The following is a 19,250-nucleotide window of genomic DNA, read 5'->3' as shown; positions in this document are numbered from 1 at the left end:
TTACCTCCCGTTGGTCGTTCGGCCCAATATCGCGTCCATCGCTCCGGACGTGCTGTAGATTATCCGCTCCGGGAAATGGCGGTAGGGCGGAATCATTTCCGCGATGACGTAATCGGCATACCCGATTTCGCCAAGCTTCGCCGTCACAAGCGGATAGTCGACGTCGCCCGCGAGCAAATCGACGAAGGCGGACAGGCCGGCCCCGCCGCGGCGGTAGTCTTTGAAGTGCACCTTTTTGATGCGCCGGTTCAGCACCTTGATCCAGTGCTCGGGGTAGCCGTACAGCACCGTATTGCCGACATCGAGGTAAGCCCCGACGTACGCCGAGCCGATTTCGTCCAGAAACGTCCGCATTTCGAGCGGCGACAGCAGAAACTTGTTCCATACGTTCTCGACGCCGATCGATACATTCGCCGCTTCCGCATAGGGTGCGAGCCGGCGAAGCGCTTCGACCGCATTGTCGTACGCGACGTCATATTCCGTCACTTCCGCACCGGGGATAAAGTCGACGCCCACCGCTCCCGGCACGACCAGGATCGTATCCGCTCCGAGCATGGCGGCCGCCTCCAGCTGCCGCTTGACGATGTCGCTCGCCTGATCCCGCGTCGCTTTCGACCCGCTCGTCAGCCCGTAGCTCCAGCCGAGCCCCGATGCCAGACTCGGGATGGCGATCCCGACGTCGTCCGCGATACGCTTGATTGCCGCAATCTCCGCCGGACCGCTCGCCAAACTGAGCTCTCCCGACTCGGCCAACGCCAGCTCGATGCCGTCGAAGCCGGCGCGCTTTGCCAGACGGATGCAATCGGCGGCCGGCATGTCGTCGGGAAACGACCAACGGTTGATCCCCTTTTTCAAACCTGCGTTCATGGCCACCCTCCTTTCTCGGTTCTGGAACCGTATACAACCATCGTAAGGAAAGAGGCGTTCGAAATCTTTACCGAAAGTTTCGGAAAATTTGCCAGTTTTTCCGCACCTCTCTTTTCCGCCCGGCCGAATTTGTCTATGATGGGGATAAACCGGAGCAAGGCGGAGGACAGCGCATGGAATTCGTGAAAATCCCGCTAACGGATACGATCAGCGTCACGCATCTCGTGTCGCTTCATTACTTCGAGTTCGCCAACGATTTTTTCTTTGAGGGCGAAAAGCACGATTTTTGGGAAATGATGTACGTGGACAAAGGGGAAATCGAGGTGATGGCCGATGGGGCCGGCTATGTCCTGAAGCAGGGGGAGCTGTTGTTTCATAAGCCGAACGAGTTCCACTCCGTCTGGGCGAACCGCAAAATCGGACCGAACGTCATCGTCGTCTGCTTCGAAAGCGTCTCCGAGCCGATGTCGCGCTTCGAAAACAAGCTGTTCCGTCTGAACGACCAGGAGCGCAACTGGATGGCGACCGTCATGAAGCACGGGTTTGCGACGTATAAGCCTCCCTTCGACCATCCGAGGGTGCACGATCTGATCAAGCGAGACGACGCCCCGTTCGGCTCGGAGCAGCTGCTCCGGCTCCATCTCGAGCTGCTGCTGCTCGGACTTGCGACGAGAAGCGATTACGAAGCGCCGACGAGCCGGCTCTCCTCCGCCGCGAAGGAGCGCAGCGACGACGAGCTGATGAAGCGCGCGATCGCCTTCATGGAGGAACACGTATGCGGCAGCCTGACGCTGGAGGAGCTGTGCGCCCGGCTCCACGTGGGGCCGTCCCGCCTGAGCGAGCTGTTCAAGGAAAAGCTCAATTATAGCGTGATGAGGTTTTACAAAAGCTTGAAGATCGAGCGGGCGAAGCTGATGATTCGCGAGGAGCGCAGCAATTTGACCGAAATCGCCGAGACGCTGGGCTATAGCAGCATCCATACGTTCTCCCGCCATTTCAAGCAGGCCGAGGACATGACGCCCAGCGAATACGCGAAGACGGTCAAGGCGAGGGTGCTTTGACAATGTTCCCCGGTCCATCCGCAAAAAAAATAAAAAAGCCGGCCTCGTCTCCGAGACCGGCTACTCCTCAAAACTTGCTCAGCTTCGCGCTTTCCCAATCCGCCGTAAACTTGGCGATGCCTTGATCCGTCAGCGGATGCTTCGTCATCTGCTCGATGACCTTGTACGGCACGGTGGCGATATGCGCGCCGGCCAAAGCGGCTTCGATGACGTGCGCCGAATGGCGGACGCTGGCCGCGATAATTTCCGTCGGCAAGCTGTGAACTTGGAAAATATCGCTCACCTCGCGGACGAGGTTCATCCCGACCTGGTTGATGTCGTCCAGCCGGCCGATGAACGGCGACACGTACGTCGCGCCGGCGCGGGAGGCGAGCAGCGCCTGCGTCGAGCTGAAGATGAGCGTGACGTTCGTCTTGATGCCGGCATCGGTGAGCCGCTTCGTCGCTTTCAGGCCGTCGACCGTCATCGGCACCTTGACGACGATGTTCGGACTGATCGCGGCCAGCTTTTTCCCTTGCTCCACCATTTCGTCGGCTTGCAGGCTGATCACTTCCGCACTGATCGGAGGCTCTTCGCCGACAATGCCGATAATTTCCTTCAACGTCGCGAAGAAATCTTTCCCTTCTTTCGCAATCAGCGACGGGTTCGTCGTAATGCCCCCGAGCACGCCAAGCTCGTACGCGGCGCGAATTTCGTCCACGTTGGCCGTATCGATAAAGATTTTCATCAACGTCACCCCTATGTATGTTTTTTCCATAACAGAATCGCATTCGCGAGACGCCTTGTCAAGTCCGAAAGGTCCCGGATCTTCGCAAGTCGTTTGGTAGTATGCCGCGAAAAACGACAAAAAACCCGCATATGCCGTCCGATTCCCTTGTTTCAAACCCGCTCTCGCAGGTGGGTGCTCGCAGCCGCCGTTTTGAAGTCCCCTTTTGAGGGCGTGTCAGCCTGGCGTGCAATGTAGAGCTCCCTAGAAACAATCCATTGGTTCAAAACAATAGGAGAATCGAAACGTACATCGCAGGATTTTCGTTTGCGTTGCGTTCGGTTGTTGCCTGTTTCTATTATAGGCATTCCGGCGGCAAAAGTAAACCGGAGCCGGTGAACTTGTTTTTGGCGGATCAGGGACGGCAAGCCATTCCGGGTCAAGATTTCCGTCCGTCCTCCGCGTCCCCCTCCCGATCGTCCGTCCGTACCGACGATCCGCTTCCGCCTTGGACCGCATCGTCGGTACGGCCGTCCTCTTCGGCTTCGGCTTGCTCGCGCTCCTCTTCCTCCTGCTGCTTTTTCTCCGACAGCGTTTTCATCCGGTCGAAAATGCGGTAGAAGTTCCAGAACGAGGCGTAAGCCATCAAGCTGCCCATGAAGAACGGAATGAGAAACGTAAAATGATACACGCTGATGTAGGCGACGACGCCGTTCGAGACGAGAAGCAGCACCGTCATGACCGGGTTGCCGATCGTAATCAGGAACGCGTTCTTCATGATTTGCCAAAACTTCATATGGAAATGAACCATGATCGAGAAGAAGTGGAACATCGCCGCAATCAGCAAAAAGGCGAGCACGATAAACAAAATCGACAGCAGGCTGAGCGTTCCCGACTGGCGCAAATAAAACGTATAGTTTACGTACATGACCGTCGTCAGCAGGACGAACAAAATGCCGCCGAGCATGCTTTGCAAATAGTTTTCTTTATAACCGCGGAAATACGTCTTGAACAGAGGAACGTCTTCGTCGCCGGTCACCCATTTGCGGGCGACGGTGAACATGGCGGCCGTTGCCGGAAACAGCGTGAACGGCGCAACGATGGCGACCAGCACGAGCGCCTGCTTGAAATATTCGGGCGATTGCGTGGTGGCGATCAAGCCGGCCAGCATCAAGTAAAAGAACGGAATCGAACAGACCACCCAAAGCACGTTGATGACCGAAAGCCGCATGATCCATTCCGATATCCGGTATAACCCACCCATTAATCCGCGAAACTCCAACCTGACATCCTCCTTCGCAACCTTGTCCTTGTCTGACTTATTATACTATAGATTCAAAAAAAAAGCCCGCCTTGTGCAAGGCGGGCCCTTCGGTCAAATGTTGACGAACTCGGAGTTGTTTTTCGGCTTGCGGTCGTCCGACTTGCGCGGCGCCCGGTCGCCGTCCCGGTACCCGCGGTCGCCGTCGCGCGCTTCGCGGCTGCCGCCGCCGCCGTAACCGCCGTATCCGCCCCGGCTGTCGCGACGTCCTCCGGACGAGTATCCGCCGCGGTCGCGGCCGTAGCCGCCTTGGCCTCCGCGTCCTTGCCCGTCGCGTACGTACGAGCCGGGCATTTTGCGTCCCGAATTGCGCACGTCGGGACGGCGTTTTTTCGCGCGAAGCGGCTCCTCCGGCGTAAGCTCGACGGCGACTTCCTTCTTGTCACCCGTCAGCAGCTTCATCGCCGCCGCGAGAAGCTGAACCGAATCGTACTGCTCCAGCAGCTGGATCGCGATGCCTTTGAATTCCGCGTAATTGTCTTCGTTGACCGTCTCCATGATCCGCTCGGCGGTTACGCGCTGCTTGCCTTCGATCGCCTCGGCCAAGCTCGGTACCGGCTTGCGCGCAATGCGATGGCGCGTAATGCGCTCGATGAAGTGCAGATGGTCGATTTCGCGCGGCGTGACGAACGTCCAAGCGGCGCCTTCGCGGCCCGCACGGCCCGTACGGCCGATCCGGTGCACATAGCTTTCCGGGTCTTGCGGCAGGTCGAAGTTGATGACGTGCGTAACGCCGGAGACATCCAATCCCCGTGCGGCGACGTCCGTCGCCACGAGCACGTCGATGCTGCCGTCGCGGAACTTGCGCATGACGTTGTCGCGCTGATTTTGCGACAGGTCGCCGTGAAGCCCTTCCGCGGAATAGCCGCGCTTCTGGAGCGCTTCGGACAGCTCGTCGACGCGGCGCTTCGTGCGGCCGAAAATGATCGCCAGCTCCGGCGACTCCATGTCGAGCAGACGGCACAGCGCGTCGAATTTTTGCTTCTCGTGCACTTCGATATACGATTGCGCGATGAGCGGGGCGCTAACTTGCTTCGGAATGACCGATACGTGCTCCGGGTCGGTCAGGAACTGCTTGGCGAGACGTTTGATGTTTTCCGGCATCGTCGCGGAGAACAGCATCGTATGGCGCTCGGACGGCACCAGCTCCAAAATCGACTGGATATCGTCCATGAAGCCCATGTCGAGCATTTCGTCCGCCTCGTCGAGTACGACGGTATTGACGTTGTCGAGCTTGATCGTCTTCCGGTTAATATGGTCAAGCAGCCGTCCCGGCGTGCCGATGATGATTTGCGGTTTTTTCTTCAAGGCGCGAATTTGCTTGACAATGTCCTGCCCGCCGTAAATCGGCAGCGAGCGAATGCCCTTGAAGCGGCCCAGCTTGCTGATTTCTTCCGCTACCTGAATGGCCAGCTCGCGCGTCGGGCACATGATGAGCGCCACGATCCGCTCTTCCGAAGGGTCGATGCGGCTGACGAGCGGAATGCCGAACGCCGCCGTCTTACCGGTACCGGTCTGCGCTTGGCCGATCAAATCTTTGCCCTCGAGGGCAAGCGGAATCGTCTTCTCCTGGATCGGCGTCGATTCCTCGAATCCCATTTCCGTAATGGCCCGGACTACTTTCGCATCCAAGCCGAACTCGCTGAACAATTTCAAATTGTTTCTACTCCTTTTACCTAGGGTATCGTCTGGAACCCTGCTGTTTTTGGATTTACCCTTAAGTGCGACTTTTTCTATCCGATGGTTTAGTATCTCTTTCCTCTAACCCGTTTCATACGGGATCATATGCGGATCTCTTGACCAGAAAAAGGTATGAGCGGGGAACCATCGCCTACTCATCCAAACGCAGCCGTACTTAAGAATATCTTTTATATTGTATCACAATGCGATATCCGATTTCCAGCTTTTTCAGCCGAGCTTCCCGAACGAATCGAACGAACGGCAACATTCGCGAAACCAAACGGGCCCGCCGCCGTATAACTTAGTGATAAAGAGCTCGATGAAGCGACGTTCGTGTCCAAAGGAGAGAATGACATGTCCATTTTCAAACGAATCGGCAATATTATCCGCAGCCGCAAGGAACCGCAGCAGCCGTCCCCGCAATCGACGATTCATCCGCTGGAGGGCGCCTCCGTAGGCGATATCGCGCAGGTGGATCTGGAAGAATACGTCATATCCGGCAAAGTCGCTTATTCCGACCCGGGATACGCGCCTCACCGGTACGCTTATTATTTGCAGAGCGGACGGGACATTCACTGTCTTCTTGTGGAAAAGGGACGGAGCTACGACTGCTTCATGTGCCGTTTTCTCGAAGGCGGCTTGGACGATCCGAGCGACGTCCCGACCCGTCTCGACGTTGACGGCAACGTCACCTACGAGCTCGAGCATCACCGTACCGACCGGACGCAGACGCAGGGCAACACCGATTTCCGCAGCGGCGATCAGGTGATGGTGTGGCGTTATTTCGCCGACCAGACCCGGCATTTTTTCCTGCAATGGCAGGACGGAAAATTTATCGCCATGGAAGGAACGCGCATCCCGTCCGGCGAAGTGAAGATCATGAAATCCAAACCATAGAGCGGAGTGAGCGTGCATGAAACGTTGGAACCGCTGGACGGCCTGGATATGCATGCTGCTCGTCGTCGCCTTGATGTCGGGCTGCGCCAACGCGGCCAACTACGTGAAAGATACGTATCCGCTCGTCAGCGCGGACGGCAAAGGCAAGACGACGGCCAAAGTGTACGAGGCCGAAGGCAAAACCGTTCCCGAGGTGGCAGGCGAGCTGGCCGCTCAGGAAAAGCCGCAGGAAACGAGCAAGGAAGATCCGGATCAAATGTTCCTGATCTACGACAACCGGATCGTCAATCTTCAGAAAAACCCCGAGAACGCGGCGAATACGCTCATCGAGATCGATTCGATCGAGTACGCGAAATCGCATTACGACTCGTCCTTTCTCGAAGGGTATTTGACCGCGACGCTCGTCCAGTCGATATTCGGCGGGGATTGGTGGGATAAGAGCTACAAGAAATATTCGAACCCGTACAAAGGGTACTCGACCGCCGTGCCGAGCAAGAGCGCCAGTCCCGGGTCTTCGTCGTCAACCGACGAGAAGAAGCCGACGACGACCGACCGGACCGGATCGTTCAGCTCCAAAGGAACGACGCCGTCGACCGGCTCGTCGTCCGGCAGCGCTTCGTCCGGCTCGTCATCCGGGAAGTCGTCGACAAGTACCGGCAGCTCCTCCTCGTCCTCCTCGTCCTCCGGCTCTTCCGGATCGAGCAAATCGAGCGGCAGCTGGTCGACGTCGAGCTCCGGCAGCGTCCGCAAAAACGACGGGTCGACGCCGTCGACGAAATCGTCTTCCAAGCCGAAAACGTCGAGCCGATCCGGCAGCTTCAGCAGCAAAAAAAGATAGCGAACGCACGAGAGTCCCGTCCCCGAAGGCCGGGACTTTTCGCCTTTTGATCGCCCCGATCCGGCTCGCGGACGCGGGCGGCCTTCCTCCGGGTTTGCGCCGGGCTCCCTTGTGGAACACTGTTACCGAAACGGAGGGAATGCGATGATGATCCGACCACGCGATTTGGTCGATTTCGCGGTGATCGCGCTCGGGGCGCTCTTGATCGCCGCCGGGTTTAATCTGTTTCTCGTCCCGCATCAGCTGCTGAGCGGAGGATTGTCCGGCATCTCGATGATGATCGGCTATTTTACCGGCTGGAATATCGGCATCCTCTATTTCCTGATCAATTTGCCGATTCTCGTCTGGGGGCTGATCGTCATCGGCCGCCGGTTCATCGTGCTCAGCGTCGCGTCGGTCCTGTTCACGACTTGGTTCATGCAGCTCGTTCCGGTCCGATCGATCAATTCCGATCCGATTCTCGGGGCGGTGTTCGGCGGGCTGCTGATCGGCCTCGGCTCGGGCTTGTCGCTCCGGTTCGGCGGATCGTCCGGAGGCTTCGACATCGTCGGTTCGATATTGACGCGTCGCCGCGACTTCCCTCTCGGCTCGATGCTGTTCGGCTTGAACGGCGCCGTCATACTGGCGCTCGGGTACGTGCTGAATTGGGATTTGGCGCTCCGCTCGATGCTTTCGATATTCGTCACGGGCAAAATCGTCGACATGATCCATATCCGCCATATCAAAGTGACGGCGTTCATCGTCACGCAGGCGAAAAACGAAATGAGGCAGCGTCTTCTCCTTCTCCCGCGAGGGGTAACGCTCATCCAGACCGAAGGCGCCTACAGCCAGAACCCTCACCATATGCTCATGACGGTAACGACCCGCTACGAGCTGGCCGAGCTGCGCAAAATCGTCAAAGAAACCGATCCGAGGGCGTTCGTCAACATCGTCGAGACGGTGGAAGTAATCGGCGAATTTCGCAAGCTCAAATGATTGCGGCTCGTGCCAAAATTGGGTTTTGAAAATATTGGATAAATCGAACCGATCCGGCCCGGAATGTGATATAATGGACTTGTAATTTCATAGGTTCTGGTTTGAACGCTCAACTGGGAATATCTTTTCGTCTAGTTTCCCGATCGTCGCAAGACCGATTCGAAAAACGCGCGGAAAGGTGATGCACATGGAAACGGTCAAATTATCCAGGATTGTCATGAAATTAACGCCGGACATGTACCCCTGCTTAAAATCTTCCGAGCTGGACATCGACATCGTGCTCCGATACGGGCTCGAGGCGCTGGAGCAGGAAGATGCGTTGGATATCGTGAAACACAGCATTTCCGAATATCAAAAAGACGCCCTTCTCCATTAGGAGACGGCGTCTTTTTTTCGCTTTCAGTCCAATCCGCGCTTTCTCCGGTATTGGCGGGTGACGAGCAGCAGCACCGCCGCGGCCGCGGACAGCGCCGCGCCGAACGCGTACATGCCGGCGCCTCCCCATTCCTGGTTCAGCCAGCCTCCGGCGATGCCGCCGATCAGGCCGGCCAAGCCGAGGAAGACGGCGGAGATGATCGCCTGTCCGGTCGAGCCCATCTCCTCCGGCACGAGCCGGACGACGTATTGGATCGTCGCCATCCAGAACAGCGCGTAAGTGATGCTGTGCGAAGCTTGCAGCGCGATCAGCACGGCGGGATCGTCGATCCACGCGTAGGCGAGCCAGCGGACCGCGTACAAGAGCGCGGTCAGCGCAAGGACGGCGAGCTCGTGATATTTGTACAACTTCCGGCCCAGCAGCGCGAAGGCGGGAATTTCGCTCAGCGAGGCGATCGCCCAGGCGAGACCGAACCAGGCGCTCGGCGCCCCGAGATCGGATAAGTGGAGCGTGAACAGCACGTCGTTCATCCGGTGCGGAATCGAGACGAGCATGACCATGGCGAGAAACCAAAGAAACGTACCGCTGCGGAACAGCGTACCGATATCGCGAACGTTCACGGGCGCCGCTCCGCTTCCCGTCCCTTTGGACGGCTCGTCGCGCAGCATCGTCAGCGCGGCGAACGGGACGATCCACAGCGACCAGAACAACGTCCCCATCCGCTCGATGCCGCCGATCCAAGCCAGCATATAGCCGGACAGCAGCGCGACGGCGGTGAAGCCGGCCGAGCCCCACGTCCGGACCGAGCCGTACGATCGGCCGGTCCCTTGAATCGATTTCATCGTCAAGCTGTCGAGCAGCGGAATCGAAGGGTACATGAAAAAGTAAAGCAGCATAACGAACCAGAACGCGACGCCGAACGTGCCGGACAGAAACAGGCCGACGCTCGACGCGATCGTCAGCAGCCAGAGCAGGGCGACGATCCGCTTGATCGTATTCGTTTTATCGCTCAAATACCCCCATACCGGCTGGGCGAACATGGCCACGAACGGACCTACGTTCATCAGCCAGCCGATCTGGAACGGCGTATAGCCTTTCATTTCGAAATAGATAGGCAAGTAGGGCAAAAGAACCGCCTGTAGCGCATAAAAGGAGAATAAAGCGGCTTTAACCGCGACCAATTGCTTGTTCATGTCCGTCGTCCTCTTCCGGGTGCCGATGCTCGTAGGATGGCACCCCTTAATCCTACTCGATCGGGCCGCCGCCTTTCAACAAAATCCTACAAACTTCCTCTGTGCTTCCCCTTTTCGTTCCCTTATAATGAAGCTTGCAATCGCATAAGGATGAAATAGTCGATCATGGGAGAAGAGGAGAAACCATGGAACTGTTGCTCGCCGCATGGTTAATGGTATGGGGAAACGCTTCGGGAGGGCCGGCGGACGTCCCTCCGGAACAGCTGCTGCAGGCCGCGCTCGCGTCGGGACAAGCGGTCGCGCAGACGGAAACGGGCGGAGGGACGGCCGCGGCCGCGGACGGAACGTTCGCGAAGGTCGACCCGCAGCCGGACGCGCCGATCGTCAAAGGCGTCTACGCGACCGCCCACAGCGCCGGCGGCTCCCGCTTGCAGACGCTGCTGAAGCTGCTGGACGACACCGAGCTGAATGCGCTCGTCATCGACGTCAAGGACGATTTCGGCTACATTACGTACGATACGGGCAATGCCGAGCTCGCCGCGATGGACACGACGAAAAAAATAATCGCCGACATGCCGGCGCTCATGTCGACGCTTCGGGAGCACGACGTCTATCCGATCGCGCGCATCGTCGTCTTCAAGGATACGGTGCTGGCGGGCAAACGGCCGGAGCTGTCGTTCCGGAATCCCGACGGCACGCTGTGGAATAACGGCAAAAACCCGCCGGACAGCTTCGTCAATCCGTACAGCAAGGAAGTGTGGGAGTACAACGTCGCGGTCGCGAAGGAAGCGGCGAAGGCCGGCTTCAAGGAAATCCAGTTCGATTACGTCCGGTTTCCCGAAGGGTTCGAGAAGCGGGCCGACGTGCTCACTTACGCGAAGGACGACCGGACGCGCATCGACGCGGTCGCCGACTTCGTCAGCTATGCGCGGGAGAAGCTTTCTCCGCTCGGCGTGCGCGTCTCGGTCGACATATTCGGCTATGCCGCCTCCGTTCCGGCCGCCGAAGGGATCGGCCAAGATTTCGAGAAAATTTCGAAGTCCGTCGACGTCATTTCCCCGATGGTGTATCCGAGCCACTACGGCCCCGGCTGGTTCGGCTCCAAGGTGCCGGATGCCGCGCCGTACGCCACGATTAACGGCTCGATGGCGGACACCAAGAAAAAGCTCGAGCCGCTGGGCGACTACAAGCCGATCGTGCGTCCGTGGCTGCAGGACTTTACCGCTTCGTGGGTGCAAGGATATATCAAGTACGGCAAGCGCGAGGTGGAGGAGCAAATTCGCGCGTTGAAGGACAACGGCATCGATTCGTTCCTGCTCTGGAACGCGGTCAACACGTATACGCCCGGCGTGGACTACCAATAGGGCGAGCAGACAATCCGTCAAGCGGCCGAGCCGCGGGGCGGATTGTTGTCGCGGCAAGCCGGGAAGCGCCGGGACGCCCGACTTAGGTCCAGTCCCGATACCGCCCCCGGTCGGTTTTCGCGCGCGTCCGATCCGGGTATGCTGAAGCTAACAGATTCGAGGGAAAGAAGGAAGTATCGATGAACGACAACTTTTTCGAGTCGCGACCGCCGCATCCGGACTACGCCGACGGCCGCAACCCGCTTCACGTTCCCGTCGACGGCATGAAGCCGAAGAGCAAAGCTCTAGCCGTCCTGCTATCGATGTTCATACCGGGAACCGGACAAATGTACGTCGGCGCCGTCGTCCGCGGCATGTCCGTCATGCTGCTGCTCGTGCTTAATATCGTGGCGATCGTCTTCTTCGCGAGCGGCCCCGCCGAATTCAAGGTGCTGCCCGTTACGCTGCTCTCGCTGCTCATTCCGGTGCTGTACTTTTACAACGTGTTCGACGCGCTGCATCAAACCGATGCGGTCAATCGGGCGATCCGGCACGGCTTCCCGTATCCGGATCCGAACGCGTATCCGTACAACAGCAACGGCGGCAACCTGCTGCTCGGCTTCATCGGCGTCGTCGTCTTCTTTTGCTCGCTGTCGGCGTTCGGCGGCTGGTGGGACGGATTGTTTACGGTCAACACCGCGTTGGGAGGCGCCATCCTGCTCGTCGCGGGCGCATTCCTGTTCATGAAGGAATTTCGGAAAAAGCAGCCATAACGCCCGGCCGGTCCGGTCCATTCATGCAAACCCGTTCTCGCCGGAACGGGTTTTTCGTCCGTTCAGCGACGAAAAGCCGCCTCCTTCGCGGATGCGGCTTTCGTTTTATTGCGGCTGGCGAAGCGCGCTCGCCATCCGGACAAAATAGCTCACGGCCCGGACGGTCCGCTCTTGGACCGCCGCCGAGACGGGGACGCCTTCGGCGTCGAACTCGCGGAAGTCGCCGCCGATCGAAATCCACTCGGGGCAATTGATGCCGTGCAGCGTGCGGACGATTTGCTGAAGCTGCATGAGCGGGCTCATGCCGACGGCGCCTCCGGTCGAGCAGACCGACAGCACCGTTTTCCCGTCGAAATGGTCGAAGCCGAGATGGTCGAGCGCGTTTTTCATCGTCCCGGACACGCTCCCGTGATAGTCGGGGGTGGCGAGCACGATCGCGTCCGCCTGGAGCATCGTCCTCTTCAGCGAGGCGAGGTTGTCGTCGGCGGGATTGCGGTTGTCCGGCGAAAACAGCGGAACGGGGCGCTTATGTAGATCGAACAGCGTCGTGTCGTGCCCCTGCCCTTTCAAAATCGTCTCGATATATCGGCACAGCTTCGTGCTGGTCGAAGCGGCTTTGTTGCTTCCGGCCAAAATGGCGATATGCATGATGCGTCTCTCCCTTTTTCGTCACTTAACAGACATTTTAGTTAATTATATTGTTTTAGTCAACGGGGTGTTCGTCATTTTTAGGAGACGACTTTCCTCGTGTCGTCGATCCGTGGGCCGATGCCGCTTACCGGCTTCGGGCGGAAGTCGGCTCCTCAGCACTTCCGATTGGATTTCATCCAACAGGCAAAACTCGAAAGAAGCGGAAGCCGCCGCCCGTTGGATTTCATCCATCGGATTAATCGGGGATGGGCCGGATCGGCTGCTTTGGAGTCGGTTCTATTGGATCGATTCCAATGTATCGCCTCCTAAGGGGCGTAGCTGATCCATTCCATTGGATACAGTCCAACGGCAGTTCGATTCGGCGACTGCGAAAGGCTGAAATGTCCGACGGCTCGTCCGTTGCAGGGCTGATTTCGCTGAGCCATCTCCTTCGTGCAAGCGCACGAAACATGAAGAAAGCGGGCCCGCTAATGGCGGGCCCGCACCGGCAATCCCCCGATCGGGGGCTAACTTGGTTACTCTATCAAGCTTCCGCTTCTTCCGCGGCATTCAAGTAGGCGATGTCCGCCAGCAGCTGCTGCGCGAAGCCGGCGTCCACGTGCTTGCCCGATTGCGCCCGCACTTCGTTCGCCAGCGCGTCGAGCGCCTGCTCCCGCTTGCGCGCGTCGGCGTCGGCCGCCCGCTCCGCCTTCGCGGTCATGCTGCGGTATATGCCCGCATTGCCGATCCATCCTCTCGCGCGTCCGATCGCCAGCACGTCGCCGAGCCGGGGCGGGTCGAGCGTAACGCGCAGCGCGAACGCCGCCTCGGCGACGTTGCCGGCGCCGTCCGCCGCGACGATGCGGATCCGGTGCTCGCCGGCGGCGAGCTCCAGCTCGGCCGCGGCGAGACGCTCGACCGCAGCGTCGTCCAAGTAGAGCGCCACCCGGCCGACGCCGGACTGCGCGTCCGTCACGACCGGCTCCGCCGCCCACTTCTCCGTCCGCGCGACGGAAAGCGGGCCGTCCAGCGCGATGGTCGGCGCCGTCTCGTCGGGCGCCGCCTTCGCCGTCCGGAACGGGAAGTCGGCGAGCGCGTACGGAGACAGCGGCACGCCGTCCGCGCCGGCGATGCCGGGACCGACGGCCAGCCGATACGCCGTATCGGGCGCAAGCGGAGACGTCGGCGTCGCGACGATGCGCTTCCCGTCCGCGCCGACGGACAAGATGACGTCGACGGGCACACCCGCGCCGATTTCCGTCAGCGTCACGCTGCCGGGGACGACGGTTGCCGGGTCGAGCGGCCGGTTGAACGCGAGTTCCAGACTCGCGCCATGCGGGAGCTCGCCGCCCGAGGAAGGCGACGCCAGCGAGGCGAGCAGCGAGTAGCTGTCGAAGCGGACGGCATCCGCCCGCGTATAGATCGGCGTCTCGAGCGTCGACGACGGGGACTGGCGCGTCAGCTTGACGTATTCCGTGCCGTCGCCGGCGAACGCGTACGTGCCGAGGTCGATCCAGCCGGACGCCCCGGCGGACGCGTCGAGCGTCCGGACTTCGGTGCCGCCGGCGTGCTTCGTCTCCAGACGGACGGCTGGATCGGCTCCGGGCTGGCGGACGATGTTATAGAACGACACCGCATACGTCCCGGCCGGAAGGTCCGGCTTCCACGTCGCCGTCGCTCCTTGCTCTTCCGTATATTTGGAGCGCACGTTTTTGTCGTAGCCGGTCAAGCTGCTCGCCTTCCACAGCCCGGTTTCCGCGTAACGCCCCGCATCGGACGTATCGACCGTCTCGCTCAAGTCCCGGATCGGCATGACGAGCGGCTTCGATTCCAGCACGACGCCGTCCACCGTCACGACGGCCTTCACGGCGATCCGGTCCGTCGACAAGTCCAGCTTCTCGAGCGTAAGCCGTCCTTGCGAATCGACGGAAGCGAGATCGGCGCGATCGACTTCATAGACGATCGACGCTCCGCTCAAGTCGCCGACGACGCCGGTATCGAGCATGCCGGTTACGGTCAGCTGCACCGGCTTCGTCCGGACGAGCGCCGGCTTGTCGGCGGACAGCGTCGCGGATTCCCATGTCGGCACGACGTCCTCGTGAATCCACATGATCGCGTCGCCGACGACGGCGCTGCCGGAAGCGGCGTTGGTCAGCTCGACGCAGCCGCCCGTACCGGCGGCGAACGAGTGCCGGCCGAGCTTCACCCAGCGGCCGTTCGTTCCCCGTTCGTCGACCGTATACGTATGCGCTCCGGCCTCGTCGTACACCGTAAACTTCGCGGCGGTGGACCATTCCGGACGTCCAGCCGGCAGCCGGTAATAAACGTCGTACAAGCCGCCTCGCTTCAGATCGGGCCGCCAGCGCAGCTTCGCATTCCCGTCTCCCGACGTTTTCGCGGTCACGTAGTTGTCGTAATAGTACGAATCGGCGAACGTGGCGCGCGCCCAGCTGCCCTCGACCTCCGCTTCGACGTTGTCGACGACCGTAACCGGCGGCCCCGCCTGCTGCGGCGGCTGCCCGGGCGGCTGGGTCACGTGGTCGGGCAAATAAATCGTCCTCGCCTGCGTCCGTTTCCCGTCCGACTCGACGTAATACGTGAACGGGACCGACAAATCCGGAACGCGAACCGACCATTCCATCGGATAAATGTCGTCCGGTACGGCCGTGTACGTTGTCCCGCCGTCGGTCGAATAGTGCAGCGTCGCCGGGTTCGTCGTCTTCGCCTGCACGTAGGCGTCGTACGCCGAATGATCGGGCTTGACGAGCAGCATCCCTTTCACGGCGTCGATCGGACTGTGCGTATCGAAGAAATAGCTTTTGTCCGACGTGTCCTTGGCCGGCTCCGTCCGGTGAAGCGGGACGTCGATGTTCATTCCGTCGACGATGACGGCGGTAATCCCGCGGCCCGATACGGTTACGGGGATGCTTCCGCCGACCATCGTCGTCTGCACCGGTGCGCCGTTATCGGCGATGATCGTCACCGGGTACGAGACGGCCGGATCGAACCCGACGATGTCCGCGTTCAGCTCGATCGTCGCCTGCTGGGCCGACTTCGATGCGTTGGTCAAGCCGACGTACAGCTTGTCGCCGCTCTCCGCCGTTATCCAGTTCAGCTGCGGGTTGCCCGTGGCGATAATGCCTTTCGGCATCCACAGCCAAACGCCGGAATGGCCGTAGAAGGTGCCGGGCTTGCTCCCGTACAGATGGTATTTGAACCAGAGATAGTTCGTCTCGAACACGGCCGGGAACGAGATTAGCCCGTTCGATCTCGTCGTCTGCTCGGTGACGAGATAGTCCATCGTCTGGCCGAGCTGCGCGGGGGCGTGATGGTAATAAATCGACGTCGCCTCGGTCGGGCCGCGCAGCGGAAAATCCGGGTCGAGCTGGCTCTCGATCAAGCCGCGGTAGTAGTAGCCGGGATAGTTCGTATACCGGCCGATGACGGTGTTATGGGCGATATCCTTCAGCAGCTCGTCACCGGTATACGACGCGAGCCGCAGCAGGAACGGCGCTTCCTGCGCGTTCATCCGGTACGCGCCCGACGTGTCGCCGGCCTCGAACGTCAGTCCGTTCGGCGAGACGAGCCAGCCCGGCGCCTGGACGCCTCCGGCCGTTTCCTCCGGCAGCTTGCTCCTCTCGTACGGATACCGGTACTTGTCGTCCCAGCGGAACGCGAGATAATATTGGAACGGCTGCGGCTGCGGGATCGAGACCGTCCCTTCCGGCACCGGGCGGGCGGTGAAGATCGTCGCGTACCGTCTCGCTTCCTTGGCCGCGGCGTCGAGATAGCGCGTCTCCTTCGTCTCCTCGTACAGCTCGAGCAGCTCCATCCACAGCTTGCCGTAGTTGTAAAAAAAGTTCGTACGGTCCGGATTCGCCGTGCTCGGCGTATCGATCTGCTCCGCGATATACCGGTCGGCCGCCGTCTTCGCCTCGTCCAGATAGGCGGCGTCTCCGGTCATCCGATACATCATGAGCGGCTGGATGACGGGACCGCGTCCGAATTGGTCCGGATTGCGGAACCGGTATTCCTCCTGCCCGAGCCCGTATAGCCCCGCATTCAGCCCGCGGGTCATGTCGTAAAACGTCGACACCGTCGTCGAATCGAACGGCACCGCGGCCATTTTCCATAGCGACGGATCGTTGTACACCGGCGTCTTCTTCGGCGACCAGCCGCGTTCGTTGCGCGACACGCCGTACTGCAGCATCGGCAGCGCCCGCGAATCGTACAGACGGTCGTCTCCGGTCAAGTAGTAGGCGCCGAGCAGAACGGAGCTCGCCGCGTTGCGCACCGCGTCCTGGTTTTCGATATCGACGAAGCCTTTCGCCCGGCTCCACCATCCGCTTAACGACGGGACGAAGTCGACCGAGTCGTCGCGGTCCGGCTCGATCGCGAGCAGGTCGATCATGTTGAACATCGCGTCCGTCAATGAGCCGTCCTCGACGTTTTCGCGGTAGGCGGTATAGTCGTAATCATTGCGCAAAATGTCCGTATACGCGTCATACACCGACCCGCTCTCGGCATACAGGCCGATACCGAACGAATACGTCTCGTTCGCCTTCAGCTTCGAGTAAGTGCCCGCTTGGGGCGCATACACGATCGGCTGCACGTTCCGGCCGTCGTTGACGAGGCTCATGCCGAGCGGCTGGTTCGTCGCGCCGCCGTACGGCTCGAACCGGAGCGGCAGGCGGTCGGCGGGTACGTAGACGCCGTACGTGCGCGGGTTGCCCGCGGCATCCTTCTTCTCGACGAGCGCCATCGGCGCGGTCAGCTCCCACAGTCCGGTCGATTCGACCGTGCCGACCATCTTGGCGCGGTTCCGCGCGCCGGAGAGCACCTCGCTCACGTCGGCGAGCGGCTCCTCGGTGAACGACTGGTAGCCGATCACGTAGTTGCCGTCTTGGCGCGGCGTAAAGTCGTACGCGAGGCGCGGCCGTTCCCCCGCGAGCGACCAGACGACCGAGAAGCCGTACCGGTCGGGGTGGCGGGAATCGGTCAGGACGACGGTCCTGTCGTCCGTCTTGGCGAAGCCGTTGAACAGCACCCACTCCGGCGTCATCGTGTCGTAATAGTTCGTGCGGTCGCCGGACTCGCCTTCGAGCAGCACCCACTGCTCCTCGAGCCGCTCCGATTCGGCGTTCATCGGAACCCAGACGCCGTTCTCCTTATGATACAAATCTTTGACGATCGTGCGTCCGCCGTCCCAAGTCGCTTCATAAAACGTCGCCTTGTAGTCGTCGTTCGCGATCGTGCCTTTCTCGGCATATTGCAGATTATTCAGCGTACGGCCGCGCACGGGCCCGGGCGGCGCCGGCTTGGGCGCGATCGTTCCTTCGAACTTCACCGCGTCCGCCCGCGTATAGACGGAGCCGGAGCTTACCCGCGTGAGCCTCACGTATTCGTTCGGCGTCCCCGCGAACGCGTACGTGCCGAGCTCGATCCATCCTTCGGTCGCGGGCGTCAGGTTGATCGTCTTCGTCTCGATCCCGCCGGCGTGCGCAATTTCGAGACGCACGTTCGGATCGGCCGACGCCGGCCAGTTTACTTTGAAGTACGACACGGTGGCGGTACCCGCCGTTACGTTCGGCTTCCACGTGATCGACGCGCCGGCGGCGGTCGAATACCGGGTGCTCGACCCGTTCACGCCCTTGACCGTATTCGAGGTCGACCACGTGCCGGTCTCCGAATAGCCGGGATCGCCGAAATCGATCACGATCGTGTTGTGCGGCTGGGCGGCCGGGCGCGTCACCATAATCGTATACGCGCGCTTCGTCGCGCCGTCCGCCGCCGTCACCTCGACGCGAACCGGCGTATCGCCGACGGCAAGCGGAATGTCCGCCGACGGAGAGCCGCTCGCGACGGAGACGCCGTTCACCGTCAGCACCGCCTGCGGGTCGTATACGGTCGCCGTAACGGTAATCGCGGCCGTCTCCGGCGACACGGCGTACGTATAGGCCGTCACCGACGGAGAGAACGTCGGCGTCAGCGCGCCAAGCGGTCCCGCGGCGCCGTTCAGCCTCAGCGACGACAACGACGCGTCGTTTCCGTCCGCCGCGACCCGTTCGAACTTGACCGCGTCGGCGTGGACGAACGTATTGGCCGCTGTCGTCGTCTTCGTCATGCTCACGAATTCGCCGCCATGCCCGTCGAACGCGTACGTGCCGAGCTCGAACCAGCCCGACGTGCCTTGGGTCGCGTCCATGTACACCGTATCGACGGCTCCCGCATGCGCCACTTCGAGCTTGACGCTCGGATCGTCGGTGGCGGTCGGCCGCTTCACCTTGTACACCGACACCTTGTACGTCCCTTGGACGGTTCCCGGCGCCGGCGTCCACGTCGCGGTATGGCCGACTCCTCCCGTAACCCGCGTCGTGGAGCCGTTGTACCCTTTGACGCTGCTGGACGACCACGCCGGATTCTCCGCGTAGCCCGGGTCTCCGTTGTCGATCAGGACGAGCCCGGCCGGCGCCTCCGCCGGCTCGGCGGCGGAAGCGCTTGGCGAACCCGCCGGAAGCGCGAACGCCTGGACGAGCAAGAGCAGCACGAGCCACCGGCTCGCCCGCCTGCGAAATGTTGCGCCTTTCACC

14 protein-coding genes and 1 other RNA gene are annotated in these 19,250 nt (G+C 60.7%); 7 read left to right on the top strand and 8 right to left on the bottom strand.

Annotated features, from left to right (window positions below; genetic code table 11):
• Positions 1–867 (bottom strand): sugar phosphate isomerase/epimerase family protein, encoded by an 867-nt coding sequence (locus DLM86_RS05525; RefSeq protein WP_342773053.1) that lies wholly within the window; start codon positions 865–867, stop codon positions 1–3.
• A gap of 173 nt (positions 868–1,040) precedes the next feature.
• Between DLM86_RS05525 and DLM86_RS05520 the strand changes: the two genes are divergently transcribed.
• A complete protein-coding gene (locus DLM86_RS05520) occupies positions 1,041–1,928 on the top strand; it encodes an AraC family transcriptional regulator (RefSeq protein WP_110838964.1) in 888 nt (295 codons plus the stop codon).
• A gap of 67 nt (positions 1,929–1,995) precedes the next feature.
• Here DLM86_RS05520 and fsa read toward each other — a convergent pair whose 3' ends face one another.
• From fsa to cshA, 4 genes are all read right to left on the bottom strand, one after another.
• Positions 1,996–2,655, bottom strand: a complete 660-nt coding sequence (fsa, locus tag DLM86_RS05515) for a fructose-6-phosphate aldolase (RefSeq protein WP_110838963.1) — start codon at positions 2,653–2,655, stop codon at positions 1,996–1,998.
• 118 nt (positions 2,656–2,773) lie between these two features.
• Positions 2,774–2,958, bottom strand: a non-coding RNA gene (gene ssrS, locus DLM86_RS05510) — 6S RNA.
• Positions 2,959–3,073: 115 nt separating this feature from the next.
• Entirely contained in the window at positions 3,074–3,916 is an 843-nt protein-coding gene (locus DLM86_RS05505; protein WP_110838962.1) for a YesL family protein, read from the bottom strand.
• Positions 3,917–4,009: 93 nt separating this feature from the next.
• The gene (gene cshA / locus DLM86_RS05500; RefSeq protein ID WP_110838961.1) at positions 4,010–5,611 is read right to left on the bottom strand and encodes a degradosome RNA helicase CshA; all 1,602 of its coding nucleotides are present in this window, start codon (positions 5,609–5,611) and stop codon (positions 4,010–4,012) included.
• A 378-nt stretch (positions 5,612–5,989) separates the two neighbouring features.
• On the opposite strand from cshA, the gene DLM86_RS05495 reads away from it, so the two are divergent.
• The 4 genes from DLM86_RS05495 to DLM86_RS05480 all read left to right on the top strand — a co-directional run bounded on the left by DLM86_RS05495 (position 5,990) and on the right by DLM86_RS05480 (position 8,721).
• Positions 5,990–6,532 carry a DUF4178 domain-containing protein gene (locus tag DLM86_RS05495; RefSeq protein ID WP_110838960.1) on the top strand — a complete coding sequence of 181 codons (543 nt, stop codon included), beginning with the start codon at positions 5,990–5,992 and terminating at the stop codon, positions 6,530–6,532.
• A 16-nt stretch (positions 6,533–6,548) separates the two neighbouring features.
• Entirely contained in the window at positions 6,549–7,370 is an 822-nt protein-coding gene (locus tag DLM86_RS05490; RefSeq protein ID WP_110838959.1) for a DUF4247 domain-containing protein, read from the top strand.
• 144 nt (positions 7,371–7,514) lie between these two features.
• On the top strand, positions 7,515–8,345 hold the full coding sequence (locus tag DLM86_RS05485; RefSeq protein ID WP_110838958.1) for a YitT family protein: 831 nt from the start codon (positions 7,515–7,517) through the stop codon (positions 8,343–8,345).
• Between the two features lie 187 nt (positions 8,346–8,532).
• The gene (locus tag DLM86_RS05480) at positions 8,533–8,721 is read left to right on the top strand and encodes a hypothetical protein (RefSeq protein ID WP_425453939.1); all 189 of its coding nucleotides are present in this window, start codon (positions 8,533–8,535) and stop codon (positions 8,719–8,721) included.
• A gap of 23 nt (positions 8,722–8,744) precedes the next feature.
• On the opposite strand, the gene DLM86_RS05475 is transcribed toward DLM86_RS05480, so the two are convergent.
• Positions 8,745–9,914: an MFS transporter gene (locus DLM86_RS05475; RefSeq protein WP_110838956.1), complete on the bottom strand. Its 1,170-nt coding sequence runs from the start codon at positions 9,912–9,914 to the stop codon at positions 8,745–8,747.
• Positions 9,915–10,099: 185 nt separating this feature from the next.
• Between DLM86_RS05475 and DLM86_RS05470 the strand changes: the two genes are divergently transcribed.
• Together DLM86_RS05470 and DLM86_RS05465 are read left to right on the top strand one after the other, a co-directional pair.
• Positions 10,100–11,278 (top strand): putative glycoside hydrolase, encoded by a 1,179-nt coding sequence (locus DLM86_RS05470; RefSeq protein WP_110838955.1) that lies wholly within the window; start codon positions 10,100–10,102, stop codon positions 11,276–11,278.
• Between the two features lie 179 nt (positions 11,279–11,457).
• Positions 11,458–12,030, top strand: a complete 573-nt coding sequence (locus DLM86_RS05465) for a hypothetical protein (RefSeq protein WP_110838954.1) — start codon at positions 11,458–11,460, stop codon at positions 12,028–12,030.
• Positions 12,031–12,135: 105 nt separating this feature from the next.
• Here DLM86_RS05465 and DLM86_RS05460 read toward each other — a convergent pair whose 3' ends face one another.
• The gene (locus DLM86_RS05460; RefSeq protein WP_110838953.1) at positions 12,136–12,678 is read right to left on the bottom strand and encodes an NADPH-dependent FMN reductase; all 543 of its coding nucleotides are present in this window, start codon (positions 12,676–12,678) and stop codon (positions 12,136–12,138) included.
• 526 nt (positions 12,679–13,204) lie between these two features.
• Complete coding sequence (locus tag DLM86_RS05455; RefSeq protein WP_158289343.1) at positions 13,205–19,249, bottom strand: golvesin C-terminal-like domain-containing protein; 6,045 nt, start codon at positions 19,247–19,249, stop codon at positions 13,205–13,207.
• Between the last annotated feature and the right edge of the window lies 1 nt (position 19,250).

It is taken from the genome of Paenibacillus flagellatus (assembly GCF_003217775.1).
Taxonomy (GTDB): Bacteria; Bacillota; Bacilli; order Paenibacillales; family NBRC-103111; genus Paenibacillus_AB; species Paenibacillus_AB flagellatus.
The sequence above is the reverse complement of the archived record's forward strand: the minus strand, read 5'-3'. Positions and strand labels throughout refer to the sequence as shown.